We start from the raw sequence: 24,098 nt of genomic DNA, 5'->3' as shown, positions 1-24,098 counted from the left end.
TTTTCAGAAGAGGTATTGTCAGGAAAAAAATGAAAACCGGTACCTGCAGAATGCCGTTAGGAGAATCATGCTTAGGCTGTTGCTGAATTTCAAGGGCTCAAGTACAGTGAAACAGCGCTAAAAACCAGTGAATTATAAACGCCTCAATCTAGAGACACGTAAAGGTTATGCAGCGAAAGTTAGAATAGGAAAAACGGGGTGGTATTCGTCTCTACGCAAGCTGCCGCATAAAGATATAAGGAGGCAGACCAGGTTTGCCAGTCCTGACCCATGGGCTCGCCATCCTGTGCTTTATACCATTCATTAAAGCCATATTCAAGATCCTTGTTTCTTGATTTTTTAATCAAATCAGTAAGCAGGAATAATTTTTCTTTTGCCAGTTCACGCCTGCCGGCCCTTACAAGGGCTGCTATGTGAAGGGCCGTGATAAAAGGCCATATTCCTCCATTGTGGTAGTCTCCGGGCAGATTAAACTGCTCATACCTGGAGATCCAGTCAGGATCGTCCGGCAGGATAAAAGGAAAAAAATTAGGGGCCAGCTTTAGGGCAAGATCATTATTTCGTATCATAATTTCGCAGTAATTTTCTATCCATTTCACAATTTCTTCTGCTCGTTCTTCTGAGGCAAGACCTGAGAGAACAGCCAGGCTGTTGCCCAGGAGATCAAATCGCTCACTATTGTATATTTTATAGGACCATAAGGCATAGTAGGGTTTATGTTTCAGAAGCATTCCCTCATGGAGATGGGCCGGATTGGTCGGGGTAGTAATAGTAAAATGCTCCATTGCATTTTGTAATCCTGCCGCCCTTTGATCATAGCCCAGTATTTTAAGATAGCTGTAGGTAAGGGTGTTGACGTAAAGGCCGTACCCGAGTACCCACTGCTCATCACGCCAGTCACTGGTAGGCTGCTGGGCAACAAGAAAATCGTCAGAAGGGCTTTGGTATTCCATCCAGGTTAAAGCTTTTTGGACCGCCTGGTCCAGAAAATCTTTTTTACCGGTTAGTTCTCTAAAGATCCCCACTGCCAATAGAAACAAAGGTGTTGTATCACTTGCCCCGCGGTTATCAGGATCATGCACTAACGAAGGGATGTTTCCCCTGAGTGATTGATTCCTGGAAAGGGTATGAAGCGTTTTCTCCATTGCAGTTACTAACTGTTCATTTTTTGATACCGCAACCCCCAGGATAGAGATCATCAAATCACGGGTGTAAGGTTCTGGATATCCCCATGCAGCAGTTCTTGGAAGCCCGTCAAAGGGGCCTTCCACATTGTACAAGAGCACATCCAGGGCAGCACTTTTAGCTTGTTCTATTTCTTTCCAGTCTCTATCCATGATACGTGCTATTTAGTATATTTGAAGTCTTTCATTTATAATTTTTACAAATTTGGCCGCCACAATCCTGTAGTCGAAATTTTCAATCACCCGCTCTCTGGCTGCACTTCCCAATTGCTGCTGCAACTCTGTGGAATTCATCAGTTTTATAAGGGCATCTTTAATATCTGTTACATCAGCGCGGTAATCTACCGTGCGCGGCTGCTCAAATACGATACGCCTGTTTTCCTCATAGCCTGATTCCGATCCAAGGGTTACTTCATTGACCACTATCTTTTGACCTACACCGGCCAGTAAGGCGGTCTGATTATCTATAAGTGTATCGAGCATCCCCATTGCCTTTATCCCAATTACGGGTTTTCCGCAGGATCCTGCCTCGACCTGGGGCATTCCAAAACCTTCAAGGCGGGAAGGGGCTGCATAGATATCGCATGCATTTAACATATAGGGAATGAAATCCCGGGAGATAATGCTGGTTTGGAATATTACGTTGCTGCTGATGCCCAGCTGTTCGGCCAGCTTTTGGTCCAAATTACTCTGAAGGGCAGTTCTTGGCTGGGGCCATACCTTGCAGACATATTTCCACGGCGGTAAATCCTTGCCTGCTATGGCAAGGGCTTCCATTACCTCACGGGCACCTTTGGATGCGGCATCACCGCCAATGGTCAGCAGCAGCTGCTCCTGGGGTGCTATTCCAAGGGCTTTGCGGGCAGCCAGTACTTTTGGGTCATCTTTAGGATAAGGCCTGAAGGCATCGGTGTCGCAGCCAACCGGGAGTACTTCAATATTATCACCGCTAATGCCGTCCCTTACATACATTTCTTTTACCCAATGCGAAGTGACAAGGATCAGGGGCAGCTCGTTGAGAACATTTTGATAATTGGCAATATAGCCGTCGGCAACCAGCCACGGAACAGCGGTCATGCCATTTTTTTGAGGATGCAGTACCAGCTGGGGGGTATGTCCCCAGTAACCTGTACCTACCACAACGTCAGGTTTGTACCAGTTATAGTACCACTGCTTTTCAAGTGCCGATTCAAGATGAACGGCATGGGCATCCACACCATTGGTCAATAGTCCTCTGTAGAGAAGATCTCCCTGTGTAGCCAGGCCACCGGGCGTGGGCGGATAATCATATAAGACAAGCACTTTCATAATTTTATTTTTTTAAGCCATTCCAAGGCGTCATCTTTGTTTGTAAATCTCCGGTATGCTTCCAGCTGGGGTGTTGTTTTTGCCTCCCAGCTTTCTGGGGCAAAGCCGTATATTTGGGTAATAATGGCGTATTTCTTTTGCCACAGCGCAGTGGACAGTTCAAAATAAAAGTCTGCTGAGCTTGCAGCTTTAGGATAATGCTGCTTGTGATTGTCCTGGTAGGCAAATACCAATAGCTCGGTGCATGAAATTTTATTTTCATGCCATAGATTTAGCACTGATATGCCGATTTCTTCATGCCGCAGGTGCCGGGTATATTCACCAAGCGGATTATGGGTGATAATGAGATCGTAATGAGCTATAGGTAATAATTCCAGTATAAGGCGGTCAATTTGGGTTTGGTTCTGTGGAGTCTGATCCGGCCCGTCATCCAGATCCCCCATGTTGCCTTTGCAGTTGAGTATTTCAAGGGCTTTATTAAATTTGGGAGCCCTGTCCGGGTCATGTCGTCGGCAGAGACATACGATAAAACAGTCCCAGTGAGGATTATTTAGCAGCATGCCGCCGGCCCATAGGGTCTCATCGTCAGGATGTGCTGTAATTAGGGCTACTTTCTTCTTTTTTACCTGCATTGGGAGAATTATTTAGATATCAACCAGCAAGGTAAGCGGTGTTGTAAAAAACAAAAATGACAAGCATCACCCTGAAAGGTAACGCTCGTCATTTTGCAACATGTATGGTTGTTATATTTTTACCTGAAGTAATTGCTCGAGTTGTTTGGGGTCTTTTATGTAAATATTTCGTTTATCTGTTTCAATACAGCCCTGTTCCTTAAATTGTTTGAGGCTTCTGCCAAGACTCTCCTGTGATGTTCCAATAAGGTTGGCCAGATCATCACGCGTGAGGTCGATGCCTTTGACGGTTGTGGAATATCGATTGAATTTGTTTTCCAACAGCAGTAAAAACAGTGGGTAGTAAATAGGTTTTAAATTCATCAGAAAATGTATTGCACCAGCAAAAGGATTCAACCTTAAAAAACTAAAGGGTTTCAGCAGAATCTTTAAGAGGTAAAATTGTTTTTTATCAATAGTATAGTATTTATTTTTTAGGAGCTCTTCCCGCTATACGCTTCAATCTTTGCGGCGAACCCCGCCACAAAGGATTTCCGCTTCTATCGGGGCTAGGGCTGCTTATGAGCCCTGTTTTTGTTTTGGAGAGATGCATATTCCAGCGCAATTACTGTATCAAATGCATTTAAAAATTTATGGTAAAGGTGCACATCTTATCATTGAATTTTTTAAGCATCACTTAATTTTTTTGAAAATCAAAATGATAAACCCGCCCCATACAATTAAGTACAGGGCGGGCTGTCCATAAACATAATCTTCCATTTTATGTTTACTTAAAACTTTTGATTGTATACTGAAATATTTGCCAAATTGAACTTCACAATTTGCAGTAACACATTGGCGATAAGAATCTCTTAGTTTATTTATTTTTTTACAAGGTGCTAAAGATAAGGATCGGACTGTTTTAAAGGAAGGGTCACTGTAAATTCAGCGCCGTTATCTTTCTCACCCGCCGCTGTAATAGCACCATTATGCCTTTTGGCTATTTTTCTGCACAGGGCAAGGCCGAGCCCGTTTCCTTCAAACTGGTCTTTGGAGTTCAGCCTTTCAAAGGCATCAAATATTTTCTCGGCAAAAACAGGGTCCAGTCCAATGCCGTTGTCCTTTATTTTTATTTCCAGCACCTCAATGCCTTCTGGATTCTTTATAATATTCGAAGTGATGATCACCCTGGGCGGCTCATCGGTCTTTGAGAACTTCAGCGCGTTATGTATCAGGTTGTAAAAAAGCTGGTGGATCAGGATAGGTGCCCCTTCAATATGGGGAAGCTCACTTATCACCAGAATAGCTCCTTTTTCATTTATGATCAGTTCCAGATCGGTTTTGATATTTTCAATGACCAGGTCAAGGTTTATTTTCTCAACAGGCTGCGACCTTTTATCCAGTGTCGAGTAGGCAAGGATGCCTTCAATGATCGTCTGCATTCTCTGGGCGGACTGGTCTATTTTGCTCAGGTACTTTTCTGCATTTTCATTAAAAGGGGTGTGCGGTTCGTTTCTCAGAAGACTGTTGAAGGTTTTTATTTTTCGCACAGGCTCTTTAAGGTCATGGCTCACCACACCCGCGAAATGCATAAGGTCATCATTGGAGCGCTGGAGTTCCTGCGTGTTTTGGGCCACTTGTTTTTTAAGCTCCTGCTCAAATTCTTTCTGCTCGTGGATATCCTGTATGATCCCGATAAGGGTGTTGGGGGTTCCATTTTCGTCGGTGATAATTCTGCCGTTAATCTTCACCCATTTGAGTGATCCGTCATCGTTTATGATTCGCGCCTCGTAGCACATTTTCCCTGTGCTTTGCGCCTTTTGGTGTGCTTCTTCACGGAGTTTTTGGTCCTCGGGATGCAGTTTTGAAATAAGCTGCTCGTTGGCTATTTCCCCTTGGATGGACCAGATGGTATTGAAATTTCCAGAGGTTTTTATTTTTTTGGTGGCAAGGTCTATCTCATAGGTTCCCATCCCTGAGGATTCAATAGCCATTCTGAGCCTTTGCTCGGCACTCTGGGTCTGCTGTTTTGCCAGGTGCAGCTCGGTGACATCCGCGCCCGTATTCATCACCGCATAGACCGCGCCTTGCTTATCAAAAAGAGGGATAAAGCTGTAGTTAAAATAGTAGGTCTGCATTACGCCCTCAACTACCAGTTCCACTTTTTTATCCTTGGCATGAAAAGCAGTCCCGGTCTTGAGCACTTGGAGTGCCTGCTCAAAAAACGGCTGGTTTTGGGTTTCAGGAAGTACATCCAGGTAGTTTTTTCCAATAATCTGGTACCCTTTGCCCCAGGCCTTTATCATAGCGGGGTTGGCCAGTTCTATTTTTAGCTCAGGGCCCGTATAGACTGCTATAGGCAGAGGGGTATGATCTACAATGTCTTTTAAAAGCAATAGATTATCGTACATCGGTGAGTGGTTTAGATGCTAACGAAAGTAGATGTAATTAATTTTAGTGTGTTATGTAAATATAAAAGAATGTTTCATAATTCCAATAGAATTTTTTAAATGCTCTATGGGGATAAGTACAGTTTAGCAGCAATGATTTATTTAAATAATTAGTACTGCCTGGAAAATAATGCTGTTTTTTTGGAGCTCTTTTGTGCCAAGTCTGGGTCAATTGTATTTCGTTTTATTTTTTAGGTTTAATATTATTTTCAGGAGCTTTTTCCCGCTATCCGTTCCAATCTTTTGTGCCGAACCCCGGCACAAAAGGATTTTCACTCCACACGAGCGAAGCGAACTGGCGAAGCAATCGGGGCTAGGGCTGCTGCTCAGACAGCAGAAGCTTCAGGCAAATCCGGAGCTTTTTTGTTTTGGAATACCTGAATTTAAATTAAATAAAATAAAAAACTCAAATTCAGCCGCTTCTCATTTAATAAAGCTACCTTTACGCCCTTAAATACATTAAAATGCAAGAAGGTACAGTAAAATTTTTCAATGAAGAAAAAGGGTTCGGATTTATAACTCCAAGCAATGGTGGGGCCGAGGTTTTTGTTCATGCTTCAGGTCTGTCAGAAGAAATTCGTCAAAATGATGAAGTAAGATACGACGTAGAAGAAGGCCGTAAAGGTCCAAACGCAGTAAACGTAGTTGTAGCATAATATACTCTTCACAGTTAACTTTTAAAGGCACCTCGTTAGAGGTGCCTTTTTTGTTTTATGGATGTGGTGTATATATAGTATTGGTGTTTATTTTTTTGGGAGCTATTCCCGCTGTAAAAGGAATTATAAAACAGCCTTGATTTTTTTGTGCAAAATTAGAGCAGGCTGCAATGCGGTCGCGCTTGATCTTGATCACAAAAAAATCAGGTTAAAGTCCCGCATTTAGACTAAATAGTATTTAATAATTTTTATATTTGATAGGAAATAAAAAAAGCATATTATTTTAAATTACTGGTAATGGAAAAGGGGATGAAACTAAAGGTCCGAAAACAGCTCGATGGCAGACAGCAGTCCAATATCATTAAATTAAAAGGCAGTATAATCTCAAGGGGCTATACCCAGATCATACACATTGCGGACCAGGATGAGGAGTTCCATATCAATTTTTTTGATATTGAGACAGGGACAGCCAGCGAAGTGCAGGAATTTATCAATGCCTTTATAGCAAGGGAAGAGCTGCAGGACAGTGTATCGATTTTTAAATAAAGGCTCGGGGATATAAATATGGATTTTAAAAAACTAACACAGAGCCAAAAACAGGTTTATATGGCAAAAATAGAAATTACACTAGTTTCTAAAAAGCTCTTTCTTAGATGTGATTTATCTCTTCCGGACCTGGCGCAAGATACAGGAATTGATCTCCACACGCTTTCGCACCTGATTAATTCAGAGACCAATCAAAATTTTAAGAATTATATAAATTTAATGAGAATCGGGTATTTCAAAGAAAAAATGAATGATTTTGGGTGGAAAGATTTGACAGTCGAGCAAATGGTAATGGCCTGCGGGTTTAATTCCAGGGCTACCGCTCACAGAGCCTTTATAAGGCATGTTGGAGCGGCGCCGTCGGAGTATTTAAAACTGCACAGGGGCCAATATGATCACAGGACAGTTCCTAAAAAGAGATATAACTTTGGTTGACTTTAAAGGTAAGTTCATCTTCTTTAAGCTCATCATTTCCAAGCTGCCCAAATTCGAATTCCCTCTTTACGGCATTATCCTTTTCGGGCGCTATGGTCTCAAAGGAATCATTTTCATCCTGATTGTTCTTTTTAGTATCCATATCGGTTTGAGACCCCTTTTGATGGGTCATTCTCTATAAGGTCCTTTTCTATGTCCTTCACCGTTATGTCTTTGGGGCCGCTTTGGGGTTCCTTATAAGGGTTCTGCGGGTCATAGGGGCTGGGTGTTTTTGGCTGCGCGTTTTGGGTCTTTGATCGGGTTTTGGGAATTACGGTCTTCATGATCGTAATTTTTGGTTGTATGGGAAGTTGTAATTTTATTTTTTGAATTGGATTATTGCTGTTGTTTTTTTTTAAAGGGGTGCCCCGGGGCAGGCTGGGTGGTATGGTCGTAGTTGTCCGGGGTTGTTCTTTGTACTTAGTGAATTGTATATAGTTTTATTTTTTGGAGCTTTTTCCCGCTATCCGTTCCAATCTTTTGTGCCGAACCCCGGCACAAAAGGATTTCCACTGCTATCGGGGCTAGGGTAGTATCGCACAACTTTCTGGGATTACAGCGGGCTTTGAACTATAATAAGCTCTATTATTAGATTTTCTACCTGAGAGATAAACAAGCCAAACAACCGAGCCTTAGCAACAGGCTAAGTAAATCATCCTAACTATAAAACTTTTTATTAAGCATAAAACATCAATCTCGCCAAACGGCTGTCAGCCATTGTATCTGATTTTCTATTTCTTTTCTTCGTCAAATCCTTCTTCCCATAATCCAAACTTCACCATATTGCCTTGAAATTTTTCCAATTCTTTTTCCTTAGCTAACCTTTCCCATTCCTCGTCATTCACTTCTTTTTTATTAAATGAGGGTAGTTTTTCTGATTCAGAATATTTTTTACTTTCAATTTTTTTATTGATTCTTACTTTTTGTTCAGAAGTTAGTTTAACGGCAATTTGTTTCCACAAATCTGATATTGGATTTTTAATAACTAGTTGGGATAATATTTCAATTTCCTCATCATTTAAGTTTCTTGGAAATTCATCAGAATTAAAGTCTTTCATAAATAATTACTTCATTTTTCAGCCTTGTTATCAAAATTGTTTGTCGTTTTTTCCCCCAATATTATGTTTCATTTTCTGGCCCATAAGGGGTGTCACATAGCCTACAACATTTTCTTCTTTATTTTGTCCCTCGGATAAATAATTAATACCTAGTGAACAATCGCCAGTTATGTCAACCCACACCGTTTCACTTTCCCCATTTTCTAATTTTTCAATGTGTCCACCGCCACAACCCACTATATTTATATTTGTCAATGTGATTTTTGTCGTGTTTGTGAAAGTAATTCTCATGGTGTTGAGCAGAATTCCAGTTACCCAACAGTAAAAAAATAGTACTGGAATATTGAGCAGCATAAGTCCGCAAGTCGTAAATAATTGTGCTCTATTGTCTTTGTCTCTGTTTGCTTTAAACAAAATAGAAATTAAAATTCCAACATTTATCAAACCTGCAAGTGCTATAAAACTTTGGCCAAGAGTAAGTATTTCAAAGGAAGAAGTCAGGAAGTAAAGAATAAAAATAGCTGTTCCCAGCAAGAAGGAAATAAGTACTGTTAAGCGTCCGAGTTTTATGTGTTGTTCTGTTTTCATATACTTGTTGCTAACGTTCTGGCGTTTGGCGAAGCTGAGGAATATAGAGGGATGTTTTTCGGTTATACACAAATTTTAAAATGCAATACCAACTTCCATAATCGTAAACCCCAATTTTGCCAAAAGGCCATTAAGTAAAATAGTTTATCGTCTTATTAATTCGAATTCTTTTGATTTCAATCTATCAAGTGGGTCTTTTCCTAGTACTTTCTCATTTATCATTTCAATTAGCTCGTTGTCATTAAATTCTATTACAAGTTTATCACTGCTAAGTAATGTTTTTTGTTCATTAACTGCTGTATTGTCAATACCTTTTCTAGAAAATACTATCGCAAAATTACCGACTTTTTTTGTTATGTATTTTGTAACACTAAACAACGTTGTAGAATTTAATTTTTCAGAGTAATTTTTAAAATCAATTATTATTGCTTTTGATTTATATTCTTGTTTTACTTCTGCCCAAAAAGAAGTTGAATCTTTTGGATAATTACTAACAATTAAATCACGACGGTGATTTTTTAAATCGGTTTCAAATTGTTCTTCGGCTATATATGATTTAAAATTGTCTTCAAATAAAAATCTAAAAATATCTGCACCGATTGTTTCATAGTCGGCCCAATCTTTATTGCCTGTTGGGCAATTTTTTAATCTATTTATGAGTATTAATGCTTCAAAATTTTTATTTATTTTTTTGGGTTTAATACTATTTAGATTTGATTTTATATACCAACTTAAAACGTCAGTGTTTTCATTTTCAAAATACTTACCAATTAAATCAAATAAAAATAACGAAGAAATATTATATGTTTTTAATAAGTCAATTGTGTCTTTTCCCGGAAATGTTGTAAAAACAAAAATTGTTTCTATTGAATTTGTATTGTAGAATTTAGTTGCTTTTTCAACTAAATTATTTGAACTCCTAGACTTATGATGGTAGATTTCAAATTGAGTTTTTTCATTAGATTTTTCTCCTAATAAATCAAATCCTTGATTTTGTGAATCTTCTGTATCTATAAATTTATAGCCTTCACATTTGAGTAAAAATTTTGCAAAATTAATAGCCACTATTTCAGTTGAATTTTCTATAAAAATTCTCACCAGCGCGTAATGAATGTTCTCTATTGAAAATGGGTTTTTAAAAATAAAATTTGACCTAACCAAAGTTAAGGCCATCGCATCGATTTGCTCATTTGCAATTTCTTCTAAATTATAGAAATAAGCTGGATAAAAATTATAGTATTCATTTTTTAAAGTAATAGAAGATTTACTGTCAGATTTATAAGAATGAACCCTTAGTTCAAAAATATCATTGGAAATTGCTTCTGTAATATATGCTCTAACATTTTTTCCATAATATGAAAAAGAGTCACAAATTGATGGATAGTTTGTTGAGATATAATTTTTGTAATCTGAAAAATGCATCTGAAGTTTCCCATCAATTATTTCATAATCAGATTTTTTAATAATTACTTTTTCTTTTTTGACAATACTATTTTTTTGAGTTTTTTTAATTTCTTCAAATTTTGCTGTTTTTTCTTTGAGATTTCTAAATTTTAAAACCTCAGGCATAAAATAATGGATTGGCTCTTTTTTATCTTTTTCAAACTCATCAATTTCTTCAATCGACAGATTCAAGTAGGCAATTCTTATTTCATAAATATAAAATAATAATTCTCCACCATATCTTAATCTAGTTGTCCAAAGGCATTCATTAAGTTCATAATGCAGTTCATTTGACAATATTATTTTTTCTTTTGAGAAGTTTTCAATTGTTCTTTTATGGAGTGTTTCAAAAAACAAGTTTGTAAAACTTAATGGAAATAAATTAAATTTTACAATCCTATCAATTAGATTAGATAAATCAGTTTTTGTTTCCAAAAACAATTCAACTTCATTGTGCTTAACCGAATTTATCTTTGCAAATAGTCCAATTAAACTTTCATAGTATTTTCGAGTTACTGTCATTTATAAATTCGTTTTTTTGCCATTGTACCTAACGCTATGGCACTATAGCGGGTTTTGGATTAAAAAATGCGTAGTCTTTCGGTTATGCCAAAACTACAAAATACAAAAAACATTTTACCATTAAGCACAATGCACAAATCCGTTGTAGTGGCTTTTAGCGGTAAAGCATTATACTCTTGCGAAAGTCAAATTGCTTATTTTCAAAGTAAAAACCGCTAAATATGGATATAAAATTTTAAGAAGTTCTACTTTGTTTTGATAACCAAATATTTCAGGAACAACAGTTGTTTCTCCATTATGAACAAAGTTATTCCGTACTGCATAAATAATCGTCAAAATTTCGTTATTTGTTAAGTTAAACTGTGAGTTTTCTACTTTCTCAATAATTTCAATTAATCTTCTTCGTTGACCATGAATTGAGTTTTCTAAAGAATAATTTAAATATTCTATTAGCAATTCTCTTTTTGCTTGGATAGAATATATCTCACTTAGTTTTTCTTGTATTAACTCTAGCGAATGAGAAATTTCGATTGATTGAGCATAATTTAAATGAATAATACTATCTATCCATTCGATTTTGTTTTTTGATGCACCAACCGTTTCCGTATAAAATTTTATGTAAGTTTCATAAGCAAACCAAAGGTCAGCTAATTTATAATATAGTAAATGACAAAGTTTTAAATCATTTTCTTTATCAGAAACAAAGAAATTATTTAGTCTTATTTCTCTAATGCCAAAAGCCAACCTTATTTTAACGTCTAAATTTTGATACTCATAAAAAATTCTCTGAAGTCTTTCTAATTCGATTTCATTTTCAAAATTATCAAATATTCTATTTCGAAGTATTTCTCTATTCGCTTGAAATAAGTTATATTCTTGAAGGAAATTTTCGTAATTATTTTCCATAGTTGAATTTAAATTGAGTGCTGTTTTTGCATTACCGCTAATGTTGTAATAGCTGTTACCAGCTGTTGTTTTTATATTTCATTAGTCACATTTGAATTACGTTTCACCTTTTCTTTTTCCTTTACTTGCTGTAACTTCTCATTAGTATCTGATTTTTGTTTTTCAGTAACATAATCTTCACGTGCGATATAAATTATTTTTGTTAACAAAAATGGATTTCTTATTACATGTTTAAGTTTAGAATTTGACTGTATGAACTTGTTTTCAATACCGAACATCCCCATATTTTTCTTACCAATTTCACTTTTCTGATATTCTAATATTTCAGGACTTTCAGACAAAGAATAGGATTCGAAATTTCCAATGGGATTTTCAGAAAATTCTTGTTCAATTATTATTGCTATTGAATCTCTTAAAATTTCAATCTTATCTTTAACAAGTACTTTTGTCATTTGATTATTTTGTAAAAGAATTTTTTCGCCTGGCTTAATTTTTTGTGCATTATCAGTAAAAGCGGATGGTAATTTTATAGTTTGTTTTTTTTCATCTACGTAAAAGAATTGTGGATTGTAATCAGGATTGTTTTCTATGTATTCTTCAGTAAGGTTTTTGGAAATCATATTTGGAATTCCATACTTCTTAACATATTGCGGATATATACATTCAATTCCTCCAAGTTCAATTCGCTTTAAAATATTATTTTCAAAAACTGGTTTTAGGAATGTTTTACAATCCCCTGTTAAGTAATATTGAGAACCACTTTCACTAGATATTTTTTTTTGCTGAACTAAATTATTAACACACTTGAAATATTCTTCTGGGGACATATTTTTGCGGAAATCTAAAAATAATTTTGTACCAAGAGAGTTAGTGTTATCTGTTGATATGGAGTCAATAATTGCTGTTTTATTTTTAAGATTAGTTTCTTTGGAATTACAAGCAATAAGAATGATAAAAAATAATATATATAATACTTTCATCGGAGAATGTTATTAATTTCAAGGTTTTTTACAATAGCTAGCAACCTACTGGCACTACGCTAGGTTTGGGAGTAAAGATGAGAGTTTTTTCATTATGTACAAATTTCCCAAGTACAATCCATTTTAAATTAAGCTAAATACCCAAATCTCTTGTCGCGGCTTTGGGTGGCAGTTCTTTTTACCAACCATTTATTCTTTTAAATTCTTTATATGCTAATTCATCTTGCATATAAAAAAGCATAAAATCGTCTAACTTTATTTTTGTTTTTATTTGCCCCATATCTTTTCTTGCTAATTTCATTAACTCAAAATATGTTTTAAAATGTCTTGTCCCATTTGTCTGATTTTTGAGATCAAGTGTCCAATTTGTAAATGTTTTGAACATTTCATCTGGGGCATATAAAAACATATCTCTTTTAATACCTAAAATTCGTTTTAATATATCTTGTTGAGTTATTTCTTCGCCTAATTTTTCAGCATTAGTTATGTCAAAAATTAAGTAAATAAGTTCTGAATACATTTTGTATTTTCTATCTGAAAGTTGGCTTTCAATATTCTTAATTTTATCCTTTTGATACTGAATTCTCCAAATCAAAAATGTACTTAATGTACCTAAAATTAATAGTGATATTTCTTTATATGGAATTTCTGTCATCCTTTAATTTATTCTGAATTAAATGTGAATTAAATTTTTTAAACAAATTTCAATTTTTTCTTTCTTTTTTTGAATTGCCATCAACTGCGGTGGCATCAATTTTCCTTTAATTCAATTTCACCAATATCCATTTTTAGATTGACTTTAATTTCAGAATGTTTTGATAACCATTTTTCAATTTCCATAATAAGTTCATTTTTATTTTTAATAAATTCTTCTACAGAAAATTGATTAGGAAAAGTAGCAACATATTCTTCGTCTTTTGGAGAACCAAAATCTAATCTCGCATATTGCTCGTCATTTGCATTTTCAACATTCGAAAGGTAGCCAGCAATGTCTAAAAATTTTAATTTAGATTCAATTTCTGGCGGTAACCAATAACTGGACTGAAGTGCCAAAATGTTTTTGGTGAATTTTTCAAAACCTGATCGTTTAATTATAATGGTTTTTCCTTTCATATAATTATAAAATGGTTCTATTTCTAATCTTTTTATATCGTCAACTTTAAATCTCAAGAAATATTCAAATTTTGTAGTTTTTAAATATAAAACCCTTCCTTTTAGATGATTAATTAGCTCAAATACTTTATTTGTTTGTTTTTCTTTAAAGCGTGATTCCAATCCAAATTTTTGATATAATGATAATGCAATAAAAAGTGTGAAAACTGTCGCTACAGCCCCAAGTGCTGTAAATGCGGTAGAAAGAACGGAAAGGATATTTCCCTTTTCAATAAATAACCAAGGAAATAAAAATGCTATTAAACAAATAGCTACACTAATAAAAACTAACTCTTTTTTGTTTAATTTATACTTCATTTTAAAATAAATTTTTATTGTCAACACGGGATATCACCCCTAACGTTCTGGAGCTTGGCGGGTTTGGGGAATAAAGATGCGGCATTTTTCGGTTAAACCCAAATCTTCCAAATACAAACCCAACTTTCCATTTAAATCAAATGCCCAAATCCTTTGTAGTATCTGGTAGGGGCTCGGTGTTTTATTCATTATACTTTAGGAAAGTGAAAAAGCATTACTTCGACTTGAATTTTCTTGTCGTTATCGTCAGGTAAAGTAAATTCGTAATTAATGGAATGTTCATATGTGTCCTTGATATGTCTGCTATAATTTTCGTGCTTAATAATTTCAGTTTTTATTGTGCTTACAACAGTTGTCATTTCTTTTTGGTCTACAAAAAATATTAATGCTGTTTTAGTGTCTCTATGTGTCAAGTAACCTAATAATTGGTCTATGCCTTCAGTTAATTTTTTTTGTCCTTTCCAAAACTTGCATTCGGCAACAAAGAGATTAGTTCCGTCTTTTGCGTACTTGAGAAGAATGTCTGTCTTCCCTTTTTTATTGAAAGCTTCGCCAATACCGGCTGTAGCTTCATATCTTGTTTCAAGAAACAACAAGAAAATATCTCGTAAATCCTCTTCATACTTATCCTTGTATAATGAAGGTTTTCGTTCAATTGCTTTTCCGACATTATATAAAACTTCTCTAATATCTGTATAAACTTCTTGTTGAAGTATCGGAACTTTTTCTTTTGCTACTGTTTTACTTGTTTCTGTCGCCGGGGTTGGAATTGCTTTTTTTGTAATAGTTGGCGGCACTAAATATTCTGTAGATTTTGGATTAACTTTCAATCCAATTTTTTCCATAAAATCAAACTTCTTTGACACAATTCCTTTTCTGTTTTCTAAGGCTTGCTGAATTAAATTTTCAAGTCTGTCATTCCAAGGTTTAGTTTCAGCATTTATTGTAGGTAAGTTTGTGCTTACAGTGCTGATAATTTCATTTACTTCTGAAAAATAAGCGTTCTGGTCAAACTGCGTCAATGTGATTATCGCCTTAATATTAGACTGACCAATGACAACATTATCCTCAAGATATACTATCGTGGATCGTGACGGTATACAATAAAACAAGTTATAGTTGCCTTCAAATGGAATCGTAACAGTAATCTCGAGAACTTTTTGGTTATACAATTGGCCCCAATCATTGTACATTTGTTTGGTTGTTTCTCTAGGTGGTGAAGGTTCTGGCTGCCCTATAACAATTGGATAAATAGTGAATTCAGATTTTAGTATTTCAACAAGTTCGGAAATATTTGTATTATCAGTTATTTCCAATTTGTCAATTCGTTCAAAAAGCGATTTTCTGTATTCATTTACAAAATCACCTAAATAATATTTTCTGAATAACTCGCTCATCGTTTTCTATTTGTTATTGTCTTTATACACTCGCCGCTGGCTAATTTATATTAGACATACAATGGCGACAATACGGATTTTTCTAGCTGGCTTTGTGTATTAGTAAGATTTTTAGGCGAATATAAGAATAAATACCAAATCTTTTCAGCTGTACAGCAGTGGCTTCGTTAATTAATTCTAGCGGGCTTTTTCTACAGTAATAACTAGGTTTAGAGGACTGTTTTTCGAATTCATAACGATGTCCACTGCTTTTCTTCCTGACTGCTTATTAAAGCACAGTTCAAAATGCAAACTATGTCAACTACTTTTTCTTACCCTTATCTTTGCTATCACTAATATGTTTATTCAGCATTACACTTTCTTTTACAACTATTGGTGCTGTTTTTATGACCATTTTAAGGTCGATTTTAGGTTTTTCAACCTTTTTATCAGCAGGCTTTTTATCTTCACTCATATTTTTTTCTATTATATAATTTAAAATCTCTTTATAGTTTTGAATTGAAATACTGTTTTGTTCTTCCTTTTTTTGAATTATTACAAAACTTGATAAGCCTAGATAAAGAATTAAAGTTGGAATTAGTACTTTAAACACTTTATAAAAATCATTACTTTTCTTTCGATATACTTTCGTGTTATTTTCTAACACATCCTCAAGTTCTAATAGGTAGGTAACTTTTAAATATTCGTTCAGAATTTCTTCATCATCTGTTCTTAATTTCTCTTGATAATCATTCAGAATATCATTGTAAAAATACTTTGGCTCATTTAAATATGAAACATTTTCAGGCTGAACTAAACAATACGTTCGGTATAATGAAATTGCCAAGGTTATTATAAATATAATACTAAAAATTACATAAGTGTAATCAAACTTTCTAAATGGAAATTTGATTATTTCAACAATGTAAAGTCCAATAAATGAATATACAACAATTAAGAATGAAAACTTGCTCTGTATTTTTTGATAAAGCGATTGATAAAATTCAATTTGCTTTAGGTTATTTTCAATTTTGGTATTTGTATCAAGTAGATTCACGTGTCGTTTTCAGTACGCTTTTTAAGCGAGTTAATAATAAGATAATTTAATTTGACGAGCTATTAAATAGCCCAGTTATTAATTCCCTAGTATGCGACTTTTTCAAATCATTTCTCGCATCTTTTAGAATCAATTCATAAGTCTTGGTTACAATTTTCAGAGTAGATTCTAAATAGTCCTTTTCACAAATTGAACCAAAATTGGACAGGTGCCATTCCTCACTTAACAATTCATCAATACTTTCTGTAGCTGCTACAGATAAAAAAAGACGACCGAAATGCATATTATCTTTGAGTTCTTGCCGTGCTGGGATACTATTCTCATTACATTTTTTGCAATTATAACTATCTCTATAATCATTACTATATTCTGAGCCAGGCTCTATAAAATATTCTAGGCCTATAGAAAGCCCTTCACTCCACCTTCCTAAATTATTTAGCATAATTTTATAGTATTCCTCTCTTTTGGCCCACAAATTTATTCTTGATACGTAAATTTTATACAGAGCAATAATCATTAATATTATAACTGACGCCAATCCGTAGGTATTTATAAAGCCAATTGCTTTATTTAAAATTTCAAGCATATATTTAGTTTATTAATTTAAAAATCTTTGAACAGACTCTTTTTGTATGTCTGGAACATTTATAATTGAACTTTTAAATGTAATTTGATCAGAGCCAATTCGCTCAATATGTTCATCCAGTATCTCGATATCTTCGAATGAAAGACCATATCTTAACATCCATATATGACGATCGTTATCTGTTCCATATTTGATATATTTTGCTAGTTTATTGGATCTTTCATCTCCATTTTTTTTATAGAATTTTAAAAGTGCCGCATAATAAATATCACTTAGTTTAAAACCGATAAGTTTGTCAATATAGTCATAAGTATCGTACATTATAAGATCGTAAGAAACATCTTTCGCTTTAGTGCCAATCGGGAACAAGCTATATACTGGATGATTCTTGTTGGGTATGTCGCTATATTCAGTAAAAAAAGCGGCTTCTATATCGTCTGTAAGCATCCCGTTTTTTTTCAAAATCTCCCGCTCATGTGACTTACTTGCATATGCATATCTGTACCAGCAGATATTCTTGAAGGTTTTTTCATGGATTTTCCACAAAATTATTTTAATTGCGGTATTTAATACATTGCTTTCACCACGTTCTAAATCGCGTCCAAGATAAATAGAATATAGTGTTTCAAATCTGTCATACAATAATACTTTGAAACTATTGTCTTCATTAATATCTGATAGGGAAATTAAATTATTTCCGTAAAAGAGTGAATCTAATATCTCATTTATTATCTTCTCTATGTTGATTGAAGTTAACTTTTCAAGATCTTTCTCAGACAGGTTATATTCATCAGAATAAGTGTCATTTAATATGGCCTCTTTAAATTCGTTGAAATCCTCATCATGTTTATCTGATTTTTCCAGAGAAGATACCCGATCCAGTATCTCGTCCTGTAACATTATGGATCTAAAATTTCCCATTCGCGATGGTGAGTTAACTATAACGTAGCCATAATCAAATTTTGAATCAATTGATGATCTTCCAGCGCGCCCTATTAAATTTTTTACAGAAAGCGGTTTGCTTTTTTCCATCCTGTCCAAAAATACAACATCGAAAGGCATATTAATTCCTTGCTCAAGGGTGGATGTTGCAAAACACATTTTGCATAGACCTTCTTTTGTAAATTCCTCAATTATAAGCCGCGTCTGCAGTGGCAGAGAACCGTGATGAATGACAATTCCTCTTTTTAAAAGAGCCAGAAGTAATGAATAATGGCTTTTATTTGGCGAAGTTTCACCGCCTGTATAGTGGCTTAACCGTTCAATATAAGAATCAATTTTACTACCTTTAATCTCAGGACAAAGGTCAATATATCTGCTAAAATTGGTTAATATGCCTCCCTTATAAATTTTAGCTTTTGACACATAAAATAGAACCGATCCTCCGTTTTTTATTGTTTTTGAGATTGGATCAAAGTCTGCAAGTTGTTTTCTCGCTCCCATAACTGCAGTATCAATACCAAAATGGTAAAAATTCCAATTTGCATCTTTACATAAAAACATTTGTCCTACGTTTTTCTGAGTATATTGAATTGAATAGGAACTTTCCCTATTAAAATGATTCTTTTCGATTTGTGATTCAGGATTTTTTACAAATGGATGAGCAAAAACAAATTTAGAGTCAGGAAAAGCTTTATAGCATCGTCGTACAATACTGTCAAAATACAATCCACGCTTAGAATCCTCATTGCTTAATTGTGCTTCGTCAAATAAGAACAAATCAATATTGAATAATTCTTTCTGTCTAAATAGCTCCCTGCATCTCTCAGGGGTAACAATAAAAATATTTTTAGTAGCAAAGTTGGTATTTATCTTGTCAATAAAAGTTAATATATTAACCTCCTTGTTTAAAATTGCACTGCTCAATCTTAAATAATATTCATTAATCAATGCCCTTGAAGGCACAATTACAACGATATCATTTTTACAATCTTGAATTAAATTCATAAATACATGAGACTTTCCTGTGCTGGTAGGCGCCGAAAAGCTAAAACATTTATTCGAGTTGATCCCTTTTACAATATCGGCTTGAATTGGAGTATATGATTTGTGATAGGTATCAATAATGTAACGCTTGTATTGACCAAATACTACTTCCTTTAGCGTATTGCGTTCTGTCTCTTTATAAAAAATTGCCATATAATTTAATATGGTATTAGTATGAGTTTTAAATTCTTCAGGACGGTATAATGATAAATAAGTTAAAATTTCCATATCAGTAACAGAAACGGGCCCATTTCGATATAGATTATTTAAAACGAAGCTGAAAATCCCGTCAATATCAACGTTGTTCTGAATATTTTTAATGACATCCTTCATATGTTAACGGCAATACAAATTACTTCCGTAAACTTTGATGCGGCTATAAAATGGCGATTTTTTTTAATTCCTGCGATTAATTTTGGCGTGCTTGTTTTCTTGCTGGCAAATGCCGCAATAAAACCTTTCATCCCTTTTGAAAAATTATTTTTAGAATTTTCACAGCAAAATCTATCGATATCTATAAGGTCTGAATGGTCACGTTTTTCATTTTCGAATCTAATGATCTGCTCAAAGGACGTACCATATGCATTATCGCGTTTGTTATATTTAGCTTCTCCAAACAGGAGCACTTCATTTAGATTTCTTGAAAAAAAATCAAAACCGTGGTTAACCGCTTCTTTTTCTTTTATTAAGTCACCTAATGGAATGTGCAAGTATTTTAAATAATCTACAACTGTCTTACGTGCCAATTCTGACACAACATATTCTCCTGATTCAGATGTAACTGCATCATCATGTGGACCAATAATATTTGCGGCGATATAAGCAATGGAGAGTTCTGCCCTGGTCTTATAACCAGTCTGCAGATAATGTCCGTCAAATGCACTTATCCATGCCAAGTCCGAAAGTGAATCGAAAACTTCTTTCAAGGTTAATGCGATCTCAGTGGGATTAATACGAATAAAAATTATGTGTTTATCAATCATTTGATGATCAACAATATTATATCCACTCATAATTATAAAATGTTTTTATCAATGTGAAAAAATATAACTGGGACAGCTGATGATTAATAAAATAGGAGATCAATTTGAAATTGTTGGTATGTAAACAAGTAATAAAAGTAGTTAAATTATTGATTCCTAGTTATTAATAATTGAGTATCAGATCGTTTTAATAATATTTCAAGGCAAATTTGCGTAACACAACATATTGAATGTTTAATCAGTACTACAAATTCCAAAACAAAGGTGCAGGATTGATTTGTACTTATTTTACGGAAAACCATATTTCTTTCTACATATTTTCTCAAAAATATCAATTATGTTGTATAAAGGGGTAGGTATATATACGTGTTTTTCGATAAAAGAAATAAAGTATTTTAATTTATTTTAATGAATTAATTTAATAATTCTTTTTAGAATTCATCCCCAAGCTGTTTGCTTTTCTTCCTAACGGCTTTTTATCCATAATATCCCTGTTGCTTCCCTTTTAGTTTTTATCAAAGACCCTGTATGCTTTTGTCTTATTTCAGGAGCAAAGGTAGTCCGTGTCCTTTAGCAAAAGCAAGGCCGGGCCTTTCAGGTCTTGCCAAAAAATCTCCACCCCCTCCGGGTTGTATTTTTTGCCAGAGCCTTGCTTTTGCCGGACACTCACCTTTTTATGCTCATGAAACAAAACATAGCATACTGCGGCTCTTTAGACGAATAAAAAAAAATGTCAGAAATGAGAATTGAAATATTGAAAAAAGCAATGATGAAACAAAACAGCGCCTGCTCTCATTGCCGAATAAAATTTCAAAAAAAAAGAAAAGTAAAAAAAAGTAAAAAGTAAAAATGCGGGACGGGAAAAATAAAGTAAAAATTTTAAAAACTAGAAATCATGAATATTACAGGAAGATTGACAAAAGATGCGAAAGTAAGCACATTGTCAGACAGCAGACAGGTAGTAAATTTTTCAGTAGCCATCAACGAGAGCTACAAAAACAAAAAAGGCGACAAGGTGGAGCAGACCACCTTTTTCGAGTGCGCTTACTGGATAAGCCCAAGGGTTGCCGAGTGGCTGACCAAAGGCACGGTGGTGGAGCTCACTGGTATGGTAAGCGCAAGGGCATGGACAGGGAATGACGGTGAGCCTCGCGCGGGGCTGAACTTCAATACCTCGAATATCAAACTGCACGGGGGCGGGAAGAAATCCGAAGGGGTGCAGGCGGTGAAAACAGGGCAGACTGCAGAGCAGGGAGAAAACAAAAAAGCCACCTTAAAAGAGCCTGAGGACGACATCCCGTTTTGAGCAGGCATTAAAGGGTTCTAAATAATTTTATTTTCAAACTTTTAAAATCAAATATCATGGCACATAATATCAATTACAACAGCGAGACAGGAAAGTATTCTTTTTTCAGCGTAAAGGAAAAAGCATGGCACGGGCTCGGGCAGATTGTGGAGAAGTACCCGACAAGCTCAGAAGCCATTAGACATGCAGGGCTTGATTATGAGGTGGTTAAAAGCTCTCTATATACAAAAGCATCAGGCATTATCCAAACTTCGGGCGGTATTGAAATAGGCAGTACTGAACTGGCAGTACCTGACTGCTTTGCCACCATTCGCACCGACAGCAATGCCGTTTTGGGCGTGGTTGGGAAAGACTACCAAATCGTGCAGAACCGTGAAGCTTTCAGCTTTTTTGATGCCATTGTAGGCGGGGGTGACGGTATACTGTACGAAACAGCAGGGGCGCTCGGGCAGGGGGAACGCATTTTTATTACCGCCAAACTCCCTGACTATATTCGTGTTGGAAACGGGGATGATGTGACCGAAAAGTACATTTTCCTGACCACCTCCCACGACGGGAGCGGAAGTATTACTGCGGCTTTTACGCCCATCCGCATCGTATGCCAAAACACTCTTAACGCTTCTTTGCGCTCTATGAGCAACGTGGTGCGCATCCGCCATACATCAGGTGCTAAACAGCGCTTAGACGATGCCCATAAAGTAATGGGACTGGCGGACAGACTCAGTAGTCAGTTAGAGGGCATCTTTAATGAATGGTCTAAAGTAAAAGTAACAGACATAGAAGTTAAGAAACTGATTCAATTGGCGTTATGTCCCAATACCGAAACACTCGCTTTAATCAAAAAAGGGGCAGAGGATGAAGTGTCTACCGTGTTTAAAAATACCGTAGAAGATGCTTTTGCGTACGCTATGGCAAGCGAATCACAGCAGATGGACACGACCAAAGGCACGCTTTTCGGGGCTTACAATGGAGTTACGGGCTACTATCAGAATGTGCGTAAATACAAGGACAATGAAGCCAAACTGCAGTCCATTGTCATGGGAGGAACAGCCCAGGGAAAAGCCCAAAAGGCATTTGAACTGTGCACGGCTTTTCAGGCAGATGGAGCAGAAATCCTTAACCTGAATTAGCAAGGCAGATAAACCAAAGGCTGTTGCAAAACTGTGACAGCCTTTAAAATCAGGAGCTAGTGATGCGGTAGCAGGGCTTGACATCTGCACAATTCAATAACATAAAGCGCAGGAATTATGGCAAGGAAGCACAGCAACAATTTTGAGTTTATACTGTATCTCTACAATGAATTTGTCAGCAAACACCGCAGTACAGGCAAGGAAGCCCGTATGTATTGGCATATTTTGGACAAGTATATAGAAGTGGGGCTTTCAAAAAAAAGCCAGACAGCCGAAAAAAAGTACGCCCAAAAGCTTGTAGCCATCATAAGGGAGGCAGTAGGGGAATGGAACACCCATCTGCTTATCTTAAAAGGGGAAGAGGGAGAAAAGGAATATCAGGTAGAGGGCGGGTAAAAATTTCTAGAAAGAAGATGATTGCTTTAATTGCAGAATCATTTGCAAAAGCATCTTTGCAACATAAATTTTCAAGTAAATTGATTATTGCTATTCGACCCGAGGACGCTCAAAATTTCGGAATGAATCTTTATGACATAAAGGATCATTTAGTACACGTACTAAAATAACTGCGAATAAAAGTCATTTGGCAAGATTACGAATTTAGTGTTAAATTGTCTTTACGTTTGCAAGAAATTTTACATTACCCGAAAATTCTCCCTGAGAAGTTCACAACCGCGCAAAACCGCGCAACGTTGGTGGGCATTGCAACCCGTGTAAGAAAGAATATCCTTAAAAGAAAATATGAAAAAAATATTACTAATTTTATCTGTAATTGTAATTGTAAGTTGTAAAACTGAAAATAAAGAAGCACAATATGAAGAAACAAATACGGTAGAAAATACTGGAAATTGTAAAAGTGGAAATGCACTTAAAAAATTTTCAACTTTAAAAGAAATGTTAGCAGATTCGCGCGATTTTAACGAAGATGGTGGAACACTAAAATTTATATCATTAGACGAAAAAAAATTACACGTTCAAATTTCAAAACCAGTTCTTGAAAATGATTTAGAGAGAGTGAAAAATGAAATAGTTAAAAGAGATATAATATATGTTGCATACCAAACTTTTGCTCAAACAACCATTAATGAATTAACGATTACTTCAGTCCCAAATTCTAATGATAATCCGAAAAAATACTTTGAAAAATACAAACAAACCGTGAAAATTAATCGGGGTAAAGCAAAAGAAATATTGAAAAAATACTTAGATAGTGAAGATTTTTCAATTCTTTATGAAGAACAAAACGGAATGTGGCTTCCAAGCAAAAATTTTAGTGTTTTGAAATTTGAAAAATTAGATGAAGTGTTTGACGAAATTAATAATAAATAAAAGTACCAACCATCAATTGCTATAGCGGATTTGGGCAAGTAGATTAGTACAGTTGGTTTTATATTCGGGATGATTTGACAAATCTGAATAATGGATTAATTTAATTCCACACCCGCTGTGAACCAGAATATTGGCGGAAATTTAAAGAA

25 protein-coding genes are annotated in these 24,098 nt (G+C 35.2%); 7 read left to right on the top strand and 18 right to left on the bottom strand.

Going from position 1 to position 24,098, the window contains the following annotated elements; all coding sequences use genetic code 11:
• Window positions 1-179: 179 nt before the first annotated feature.
• From B3C18_RS05155 to B3C18_RS05135, 5 genes are all read right to left on the bottom strand, one after another.
• Window positions 180-1,337: a glycoside hydrolase 100 family protein gene (locus B3C18_RS05155; protein WP_291143447.1), complete on the bottom strand. Its 1,158-nt coding sequence runs from the start codon at window positions 1,335-1,337 to the stop codon at window positions 180-182.
• Window positions 1,338-1,349: 12 nt separating this feature from the next.
• Window positions 1,350-2,492, bottom strand: a complete 1,143-nt coding sequence (locus tag B3C18_RS05150; RefSeq protein ID WP_291143444.1) for a glycosyltransferase family 4 protein — start codon at window positions 2,490-2,492, stop codon at window positions 1,350-1,352.
• Window positions 2,489-3,124 (bottom strand): PIG-L deacetylase family protein, encoded by a 636-nt coding sequence (locus B3C18_RS05145; RefSeq protein WP_291143441.1) that lies wholly within the window; start codon window positions 3,122-3,124, stop codon window positions 2,489-2,491. Before B3C18_RS05145 ends, B3C18_RS05150 begins: the two co-directional genes overlap by 4 nt.
• A gap of 111 nt (window positions 3,125-3,235) precedes the next feature.
• A complete protein-coding gene (locus B3C18_RS05140; protein WP_291143438.1) occupies window positions 3,236-3,487 on the bottom strand; it encodes a Crp/Fnr family transcriptional regulator in 252 nt (83 codons plus the stop codon).
• Between the two features lie 515 nt (window positions 3,488-4,002).
• Window positions 4,003-5,514: a PAS domain-containing sensor histidine kinase gene (locus B3C18_RS05135; protein WP_291143435.1), complete on the bottom strand. Its 1,512-nt coding sequence runs from the start codon at window positions 5,512-5,514 to the stop codon at window positions 4,003-4,005.
• Between the two features lie 503 nt (window positions 5,515-6,017).
• Between B3C18_RS05135 and B3C18_RS05130 the strand changes: the two genes are divergently transcribed.
• The 3 genes from B3C18_RS05130 to B3C18_RS05120 all read left to right on the top strand — a co-directional run bounded on the left by B3C18_RS05130 (window position 6,018) and on the right by B3C18_RS05120 (window position 7,190).
• Window positions 6,018-6,209, top strand: coding sequence for a cold-shock protein (locus B3C18_RS05130; RefSeq protein ID WP_291143432.1), 192 nt, complete (start codon window positions 6,018-6,020; stop codon window positions 6,207-6,209).
• Window positions 6,210-6,506: 297 nt separating this feature from the next.
• Window positions 6,507-6,755 carry a hypothetical protein gene (locus tag B3C18_RS05125; protein ID WP_291143429.1) on the top strand — a complete coding sequence of 83 codons (249 nt, stop codon included), beginning with the start codon at window positions 6,507-6,509 and terminating at the stop codon, window positions 6,753-6,755.
• Window positions 6,756-6,815: 60 nt separating this feature from the next.
• Window positions 6,816-7,190, top strand: coding sequence for a helix-turn-helix domain-containing protein (locus B3C18_RS05120; RefSeq protein WP_291143427.1), 375 nt, complete (start codon window positions 6,816-6,818; stop codon window positions 7,188-7,190).
• Here B3C18_RS05120 and B3C18_RS05115 read toward each other — a convergent pair.
• From B3C18_RS05115 to B3C18_RS05055, 13 genes are all read right to left on the bottom strand, one after another.
• The gene (locus tag B3C18_RS05115) at window positions 7,165-7,362 is read right to left on the bottom strand and encodes a hypothetical protein (protein ID WP_291143424.1); all 198 of its coding nucleotides are present in this window, start codon (window positions 7,360-7,362) and stop codon (window positions 7,165-7,167) included. The two genes, B3C18_RS05120 and B3C18_RS05115, sit on opposite strands and share 26 nt — an antisense overlap.
• Window positions 7,363-7,960: 598 nt before the next feature.
• Window positions 7,961-8,287, bottom strand: coding sequence for a hypothetical protein (locus B3C18_RS05110; RefSeq protein ID WP_291143422.1), 327 nt, complete (start codon window positions 8,285-8,287; stop codon window positions 7,961-7,963).
• A gap of 30 nt (window positions 8,288-8,317) precedes the next feature.
• Window positions 8,318-8,875, bottom strand: a complete 558-nt coding sequence (locus B3C18_RS05105; RefSeq protein WP_291143419.1) for a hypothetical protein — start codon at window positions 8,873-8,875, stop codon at window positions 8,318-8,320.
• Between the two features lie 144 nt (window positions 8,876-9,019).
• Window positions 9,020-10,840, bottom strand: coding sequence for a hypothetical protein (locus tag B3C18_RS05100; RefSeq protein WP_291143416.1), 1,821 nt, complete (start codon window positions 10,838-10,840; stop codon window positions 9,020-9,022).
• 168 nt (window positions 10,841-11,008) lie between these two features.
• The gene (locus B3C18_RS05095; protein ID WP_291143414.1) at window positions 11,009-11,746 is read right to left on the bottom strand and encodes a hypothetical protein; all 738 of its coding nucleotides are present in this window, start codon (window positions 11,744-11,746) and stop codon (window positions 11,009-11,011) included.
• A gap of 71 nt (window positions 11,747-11,817) precedes the next feature.
• Window positions 11,818-12,726: a hypothetical protein gene (locus B3C18_RS05090; protein WP_291143411.1), complete on the bottom strand. Its 909-nt coding sequence runs from the start codon at window positions 12,724-12,726 to the stop codon at window positions 11,818-11,820.
• 178 nt (window positions 12,727-12,904) lie between these two features.
• Complete coding sequence (locus B3C18_RS05085) at window positions 12,905-13,381, bottom strand: hypothetical protein (protein WP_291143408.1); 477 nt, start codon at window positions 13,379-13,381, stop codon at window positions 12,905-12,907.
• Between the two features lie 95 nt (window positions 13,382-13,476).
• The gene (locus tag B3C18_RS05080; RefSeq protein ID WP_291143405.1) at window positions 13,477-14,196 is read right to left on the bottom strand and encodes a hypothetical protein; all 720 of its coding nucleotides are present in this window, start codon (window positions 14,194-14,196) and stop codon (window positions 13,477-13,479) included.
• Window positions 14,197-14,384: 188 nt separating this feature from the next.
• Window positions 14,385-15,593, bottom strand: coding sequence for a hypothetical protein (locus B3C18_RS05075; protein WP_291143402.1), 1,209 nt, complete (start codon window positions 15,591-15,593; stop codon window positions 14,385-14,387).
• 301 nt (window positions 15,594-15,894) lie between these two features.
• Window positions 15,895-16,629, bottom strand: coding sequence for a hypothetical protein (locus B3C18_RS05070; protein ID WP_291143400.1), 735 nt, complete (start codon window positions 16,627-16,629; stop codon window positions 15,895-15,897).
• Window positions 16,630-16,675: 46 nt separating this feature from the next.
• A complete protein-coding gene (locus tag B3C18_RS05065; RefSeq protein WP_291143397.1) occupies window positions 16,676-17,215 on the bottom strand; it encodes a hypothetical protein in 540 nt (179 codons plus the stop codon).
• 12 nt (window positions 17,216-17,227) lie between these two features.
• Window positions 17,228-19,534 (bottom strand): DEAD/DEAH box helicase, encoded by a 2,307-nt coding sequence (locus B3C18_RS05060; protein WP_291143394.1) that lies wholly within the window; start codon window positions 19,532-19,534, stop codon window positions 17,228-17,230.
• Complete coding sequence (locus B3C18_RS05055; protein WP_291143391.1) at window positions 19,531-20,214, bottom strand: hypothetical protein; 684 nt, start codon at window positions 20,212-20,214, stop codon at window positions 19,531-19,533. Before B3C18_RS05055 ends, B3C18_RS05060 begins: the two co-directional genes overlap by 4 nt.
• An 865-nt stretch (window positions 20,215-21,079) precedes the next feature.
• On the opposite strand from B3C18_RS05055, the gene B3C18_RS05050 reads away from it, so the two are divergent.
• The 4 genes from B3C18_RS05050 to B3C18_RS05035 all read left to right on the top strand — a co-directional run bounded on the left by B3C18_RS05050 (window position 21,080) and on the right by B3C18_RS05035 (window position 23,949).
• Window positions 21,080-21,490, top strand: a complete 411-nt coding sequence (locus tag B3C18_RS05050) for a single-stranded DNA-binding protein (protein WP_291143388.1) — start codon at window positions 21,080-21,082, stop codon at window positions 21,488-21,490.
• A 56-nt stretch (window positions 21,491-21,546) separates the two neighbouring features.
• Window positions 21,547-22,620, top strand: a complete 1,074-nt coding sequence (locus B3C18_RS05045) for a DUF932 domain-containing protein (protein ID WP_291143385.1) — start codon at window positions 21,547-21,549, stop codon at window positions 22,618-22,620.
• A 117-nt stretch (window positions 22,621-22,737) separates the two neighbouring features.
• Window positions 22,738-23,016, top strand: coding sequence for a hypothetical protein (locus B3C18_RS05040; RefSeq protein WP_291143382.1), 279 nt, complete (start codon window positions 22,738-22,740; stop codon window positions 23,014-23,016).
• 345 nt (window positions 23,017-23,361) lie between these two features.
• Complete coding sequence (locus tag B3C18_RS05035; RefSeq protein WP_291143379.1) at window positions 23,362-23,949, top strand: hypothetical protein; 588 nt, start codon at window positions 23,362-23,364, stop codon at window positions 23,947-23,949.
• Window positions 23,950-24,098 lie beyond the last annotated feature (149 nt).

The organism is Flavobacterium sp. UBA7680, assembly GCF_002482975.1.
Classification (GTDB): domain Bacteria; phylum Bacteroidota; class Bacteroidia; order Flavobacteriales; family Flavobacteriaceae; genus Flavobacterium.
This window is presented reverse-complemented; position numbering and strand designations above follow the sequence as displayed.

Excerpts from the sequence above, each read along its gene's own strand:
- B3C18_RS05140 (WP_291143438.1), bottom strand. The coding sequence starts at position 3,487 with ATGAATTTAAAACCTATTTACTACCCACTGTTTTTACTGCTGTTGGAA.
- B3C18_RS05145 (WP_291143441.1), bottom strand. The coding sequence starts at position 3,124 with ATGCAGGTAAAAAAGAAGAAAGTAGCCCTAATTACAGCACATCCTGAC.
- B3C18_RS05035 (WP_291143379.1), top strand. The coding sequence starts at position 23,362 with ATGAAAAAAATATTACTAATTTTATCTGTAATTGTAATTGTAAGTTGT.
- B3C18_RS05090 (WP_291143411.1), bottom strand. The coding sequence starts at position 12,726 with ATGAAAGTATTATATATATTATTTTTTATCATTCTTATTGCTTGTAAT.
- B3C18_RS05040 (WP_291143382.1), top strand. The coding sequence starts at position 22,738 with ATGGCAAGGAAGCACAGCAACAATTTTGAGTTTATACTGTATCTCTAC.
- B3C18_RS05130 (WP_291143432.1), top strand. The coding sequence starts at position 6,018 with ATGCAAGAAGGTACAGTAAAATTTTTCAATGAAGAAAAAGGGTTCGGA.
- B3C18_RS05115 (WP_291143424.1), bottom strand. The coding sequence starts at position 7,362 with ATGACCCATCAAAAGGGGTCTCAAACCGATATGGATACTAAAAAGAAC.
- B3C18_RS05100 (WP_291143416.1), bottom strand. The coding sequence starts at position 10,840 with ATGACAGTAACTCGAAAATACTATGAAAGTTTAATTGGACTATTTGCA.
- B3C18_RS05060 (WP_291143394.1), bottom strand. The coding sequence starts at position 19,534 with ATGAAGGATGTCATTAAAAATATTCAGAACAACGTTGATATTGACGGG.
- B3C18_RS05120 (WP_291143427.1), top strand. The coding sequence starts at position 6,816 with ATGGCAAAAATAGAAATTACACTAGTTTCTAAAAAGCTCTTTCTTAGA.
- B3C18_RS05110 (WP_291143422.1), bottom strand. The coding sequence starts at position 8,287 with ATGAAAGACTTTAATTCTGATGAATTTCCAAGAAACTTAAATGATGAG.
- B3C18_RS05050 (WP_291143388.1), top strand. The coding sequence starts at position 21,080 with ATGAATATTACAGGAAGATTGACAAAAGATGCGAAAGTAAGCACATTG.
- B3C18_RS05125 (WP_291143429.1), top strand. The coding sequence starts at position 6,507 with ATGGAAAAGGGGATGAAACTAAAGGTCCGAAAACAGCTCGATGGCAGA.
- B3C18_RS05095 (WP_291143414.1), bottom strand. The coding sequence starts at position 11,746 with ATGGAAAATAATTACGAAAATTTCCTTCAAGAATATAACTTATTTCAA.
- B3C18_RS05045 (WP_291143385.1), top strand. The coding sequence starts at position 21,547 with ATGGCACATAATATCAATTACAACAGCGAGACAGGAAAGTATTCTTTT.
- B3C18_RS05055 (WP_291143391.1), bottom strand. The coding sequence starts at position 20,214 with ATGAGTGGATATAATATTGTTGATCATCAAATGATTGATAAACACATA.
- B3C18_RS05085 (WP_291143408.1), bottom strand. The coding sequence starts at position 13,381 with ATGACAGAAATTCCATATAAAGAAATATCACTATTAATTTTAGGTACA.
- B3C18_RS05075 (WP_291143402.1), bottom strand. The coding sequence starts at position 15,593 with ATGAGCGAGTTATTCAGAAAATATTATTTAGGTGATTTTGTAAATGAA.
- B3C18_RS05155 (WP_291143447.1), bottom strand. The coding sequence starts at position 1,337 with ATGGATAGAGACTGGAAAGAAATAGAACAAGCTAAAAGTGCTGCCCTG.
- B3C18_RS05135 (WP_291143435.1), bottom strand. The coding sequence starts at position 5,514 with ATGTACGATAATCTATTGCTTTTAAAAGACATTGTAGATCATACCCCT.
- B3C18_RS05105 (WP_291143419.1), bottom strand. The coding sequence starts at position 8,875 with ATGAAAACAGAACAACACATAAAACTCGGACGCTTAACAGTACTTATT.
- B3C18_RS05150 (WP_291143444.1), bottom strand. The coding sequence starts at position 2,492 with ATGAAAGTGCTTGTCTTATATGATTATCCGCCCACGCCCGGTGGCCTG.
- B3C18_RS05065 (WP_291143397.1), bottom strand. The coding sequence starts at position 17,215 with ATGCTTGAAATTTTAAATAAAGCAATTGGCTTTATAAATACCTACGGA.
- B3C18_RS05080 (WP_291143405.1), bottom strand. The coding sequence starts at position 14,196 with ATGAAGTATAAATTAAACAAAAAAGAGTTAGTTTTTATTAGTGTAGCT.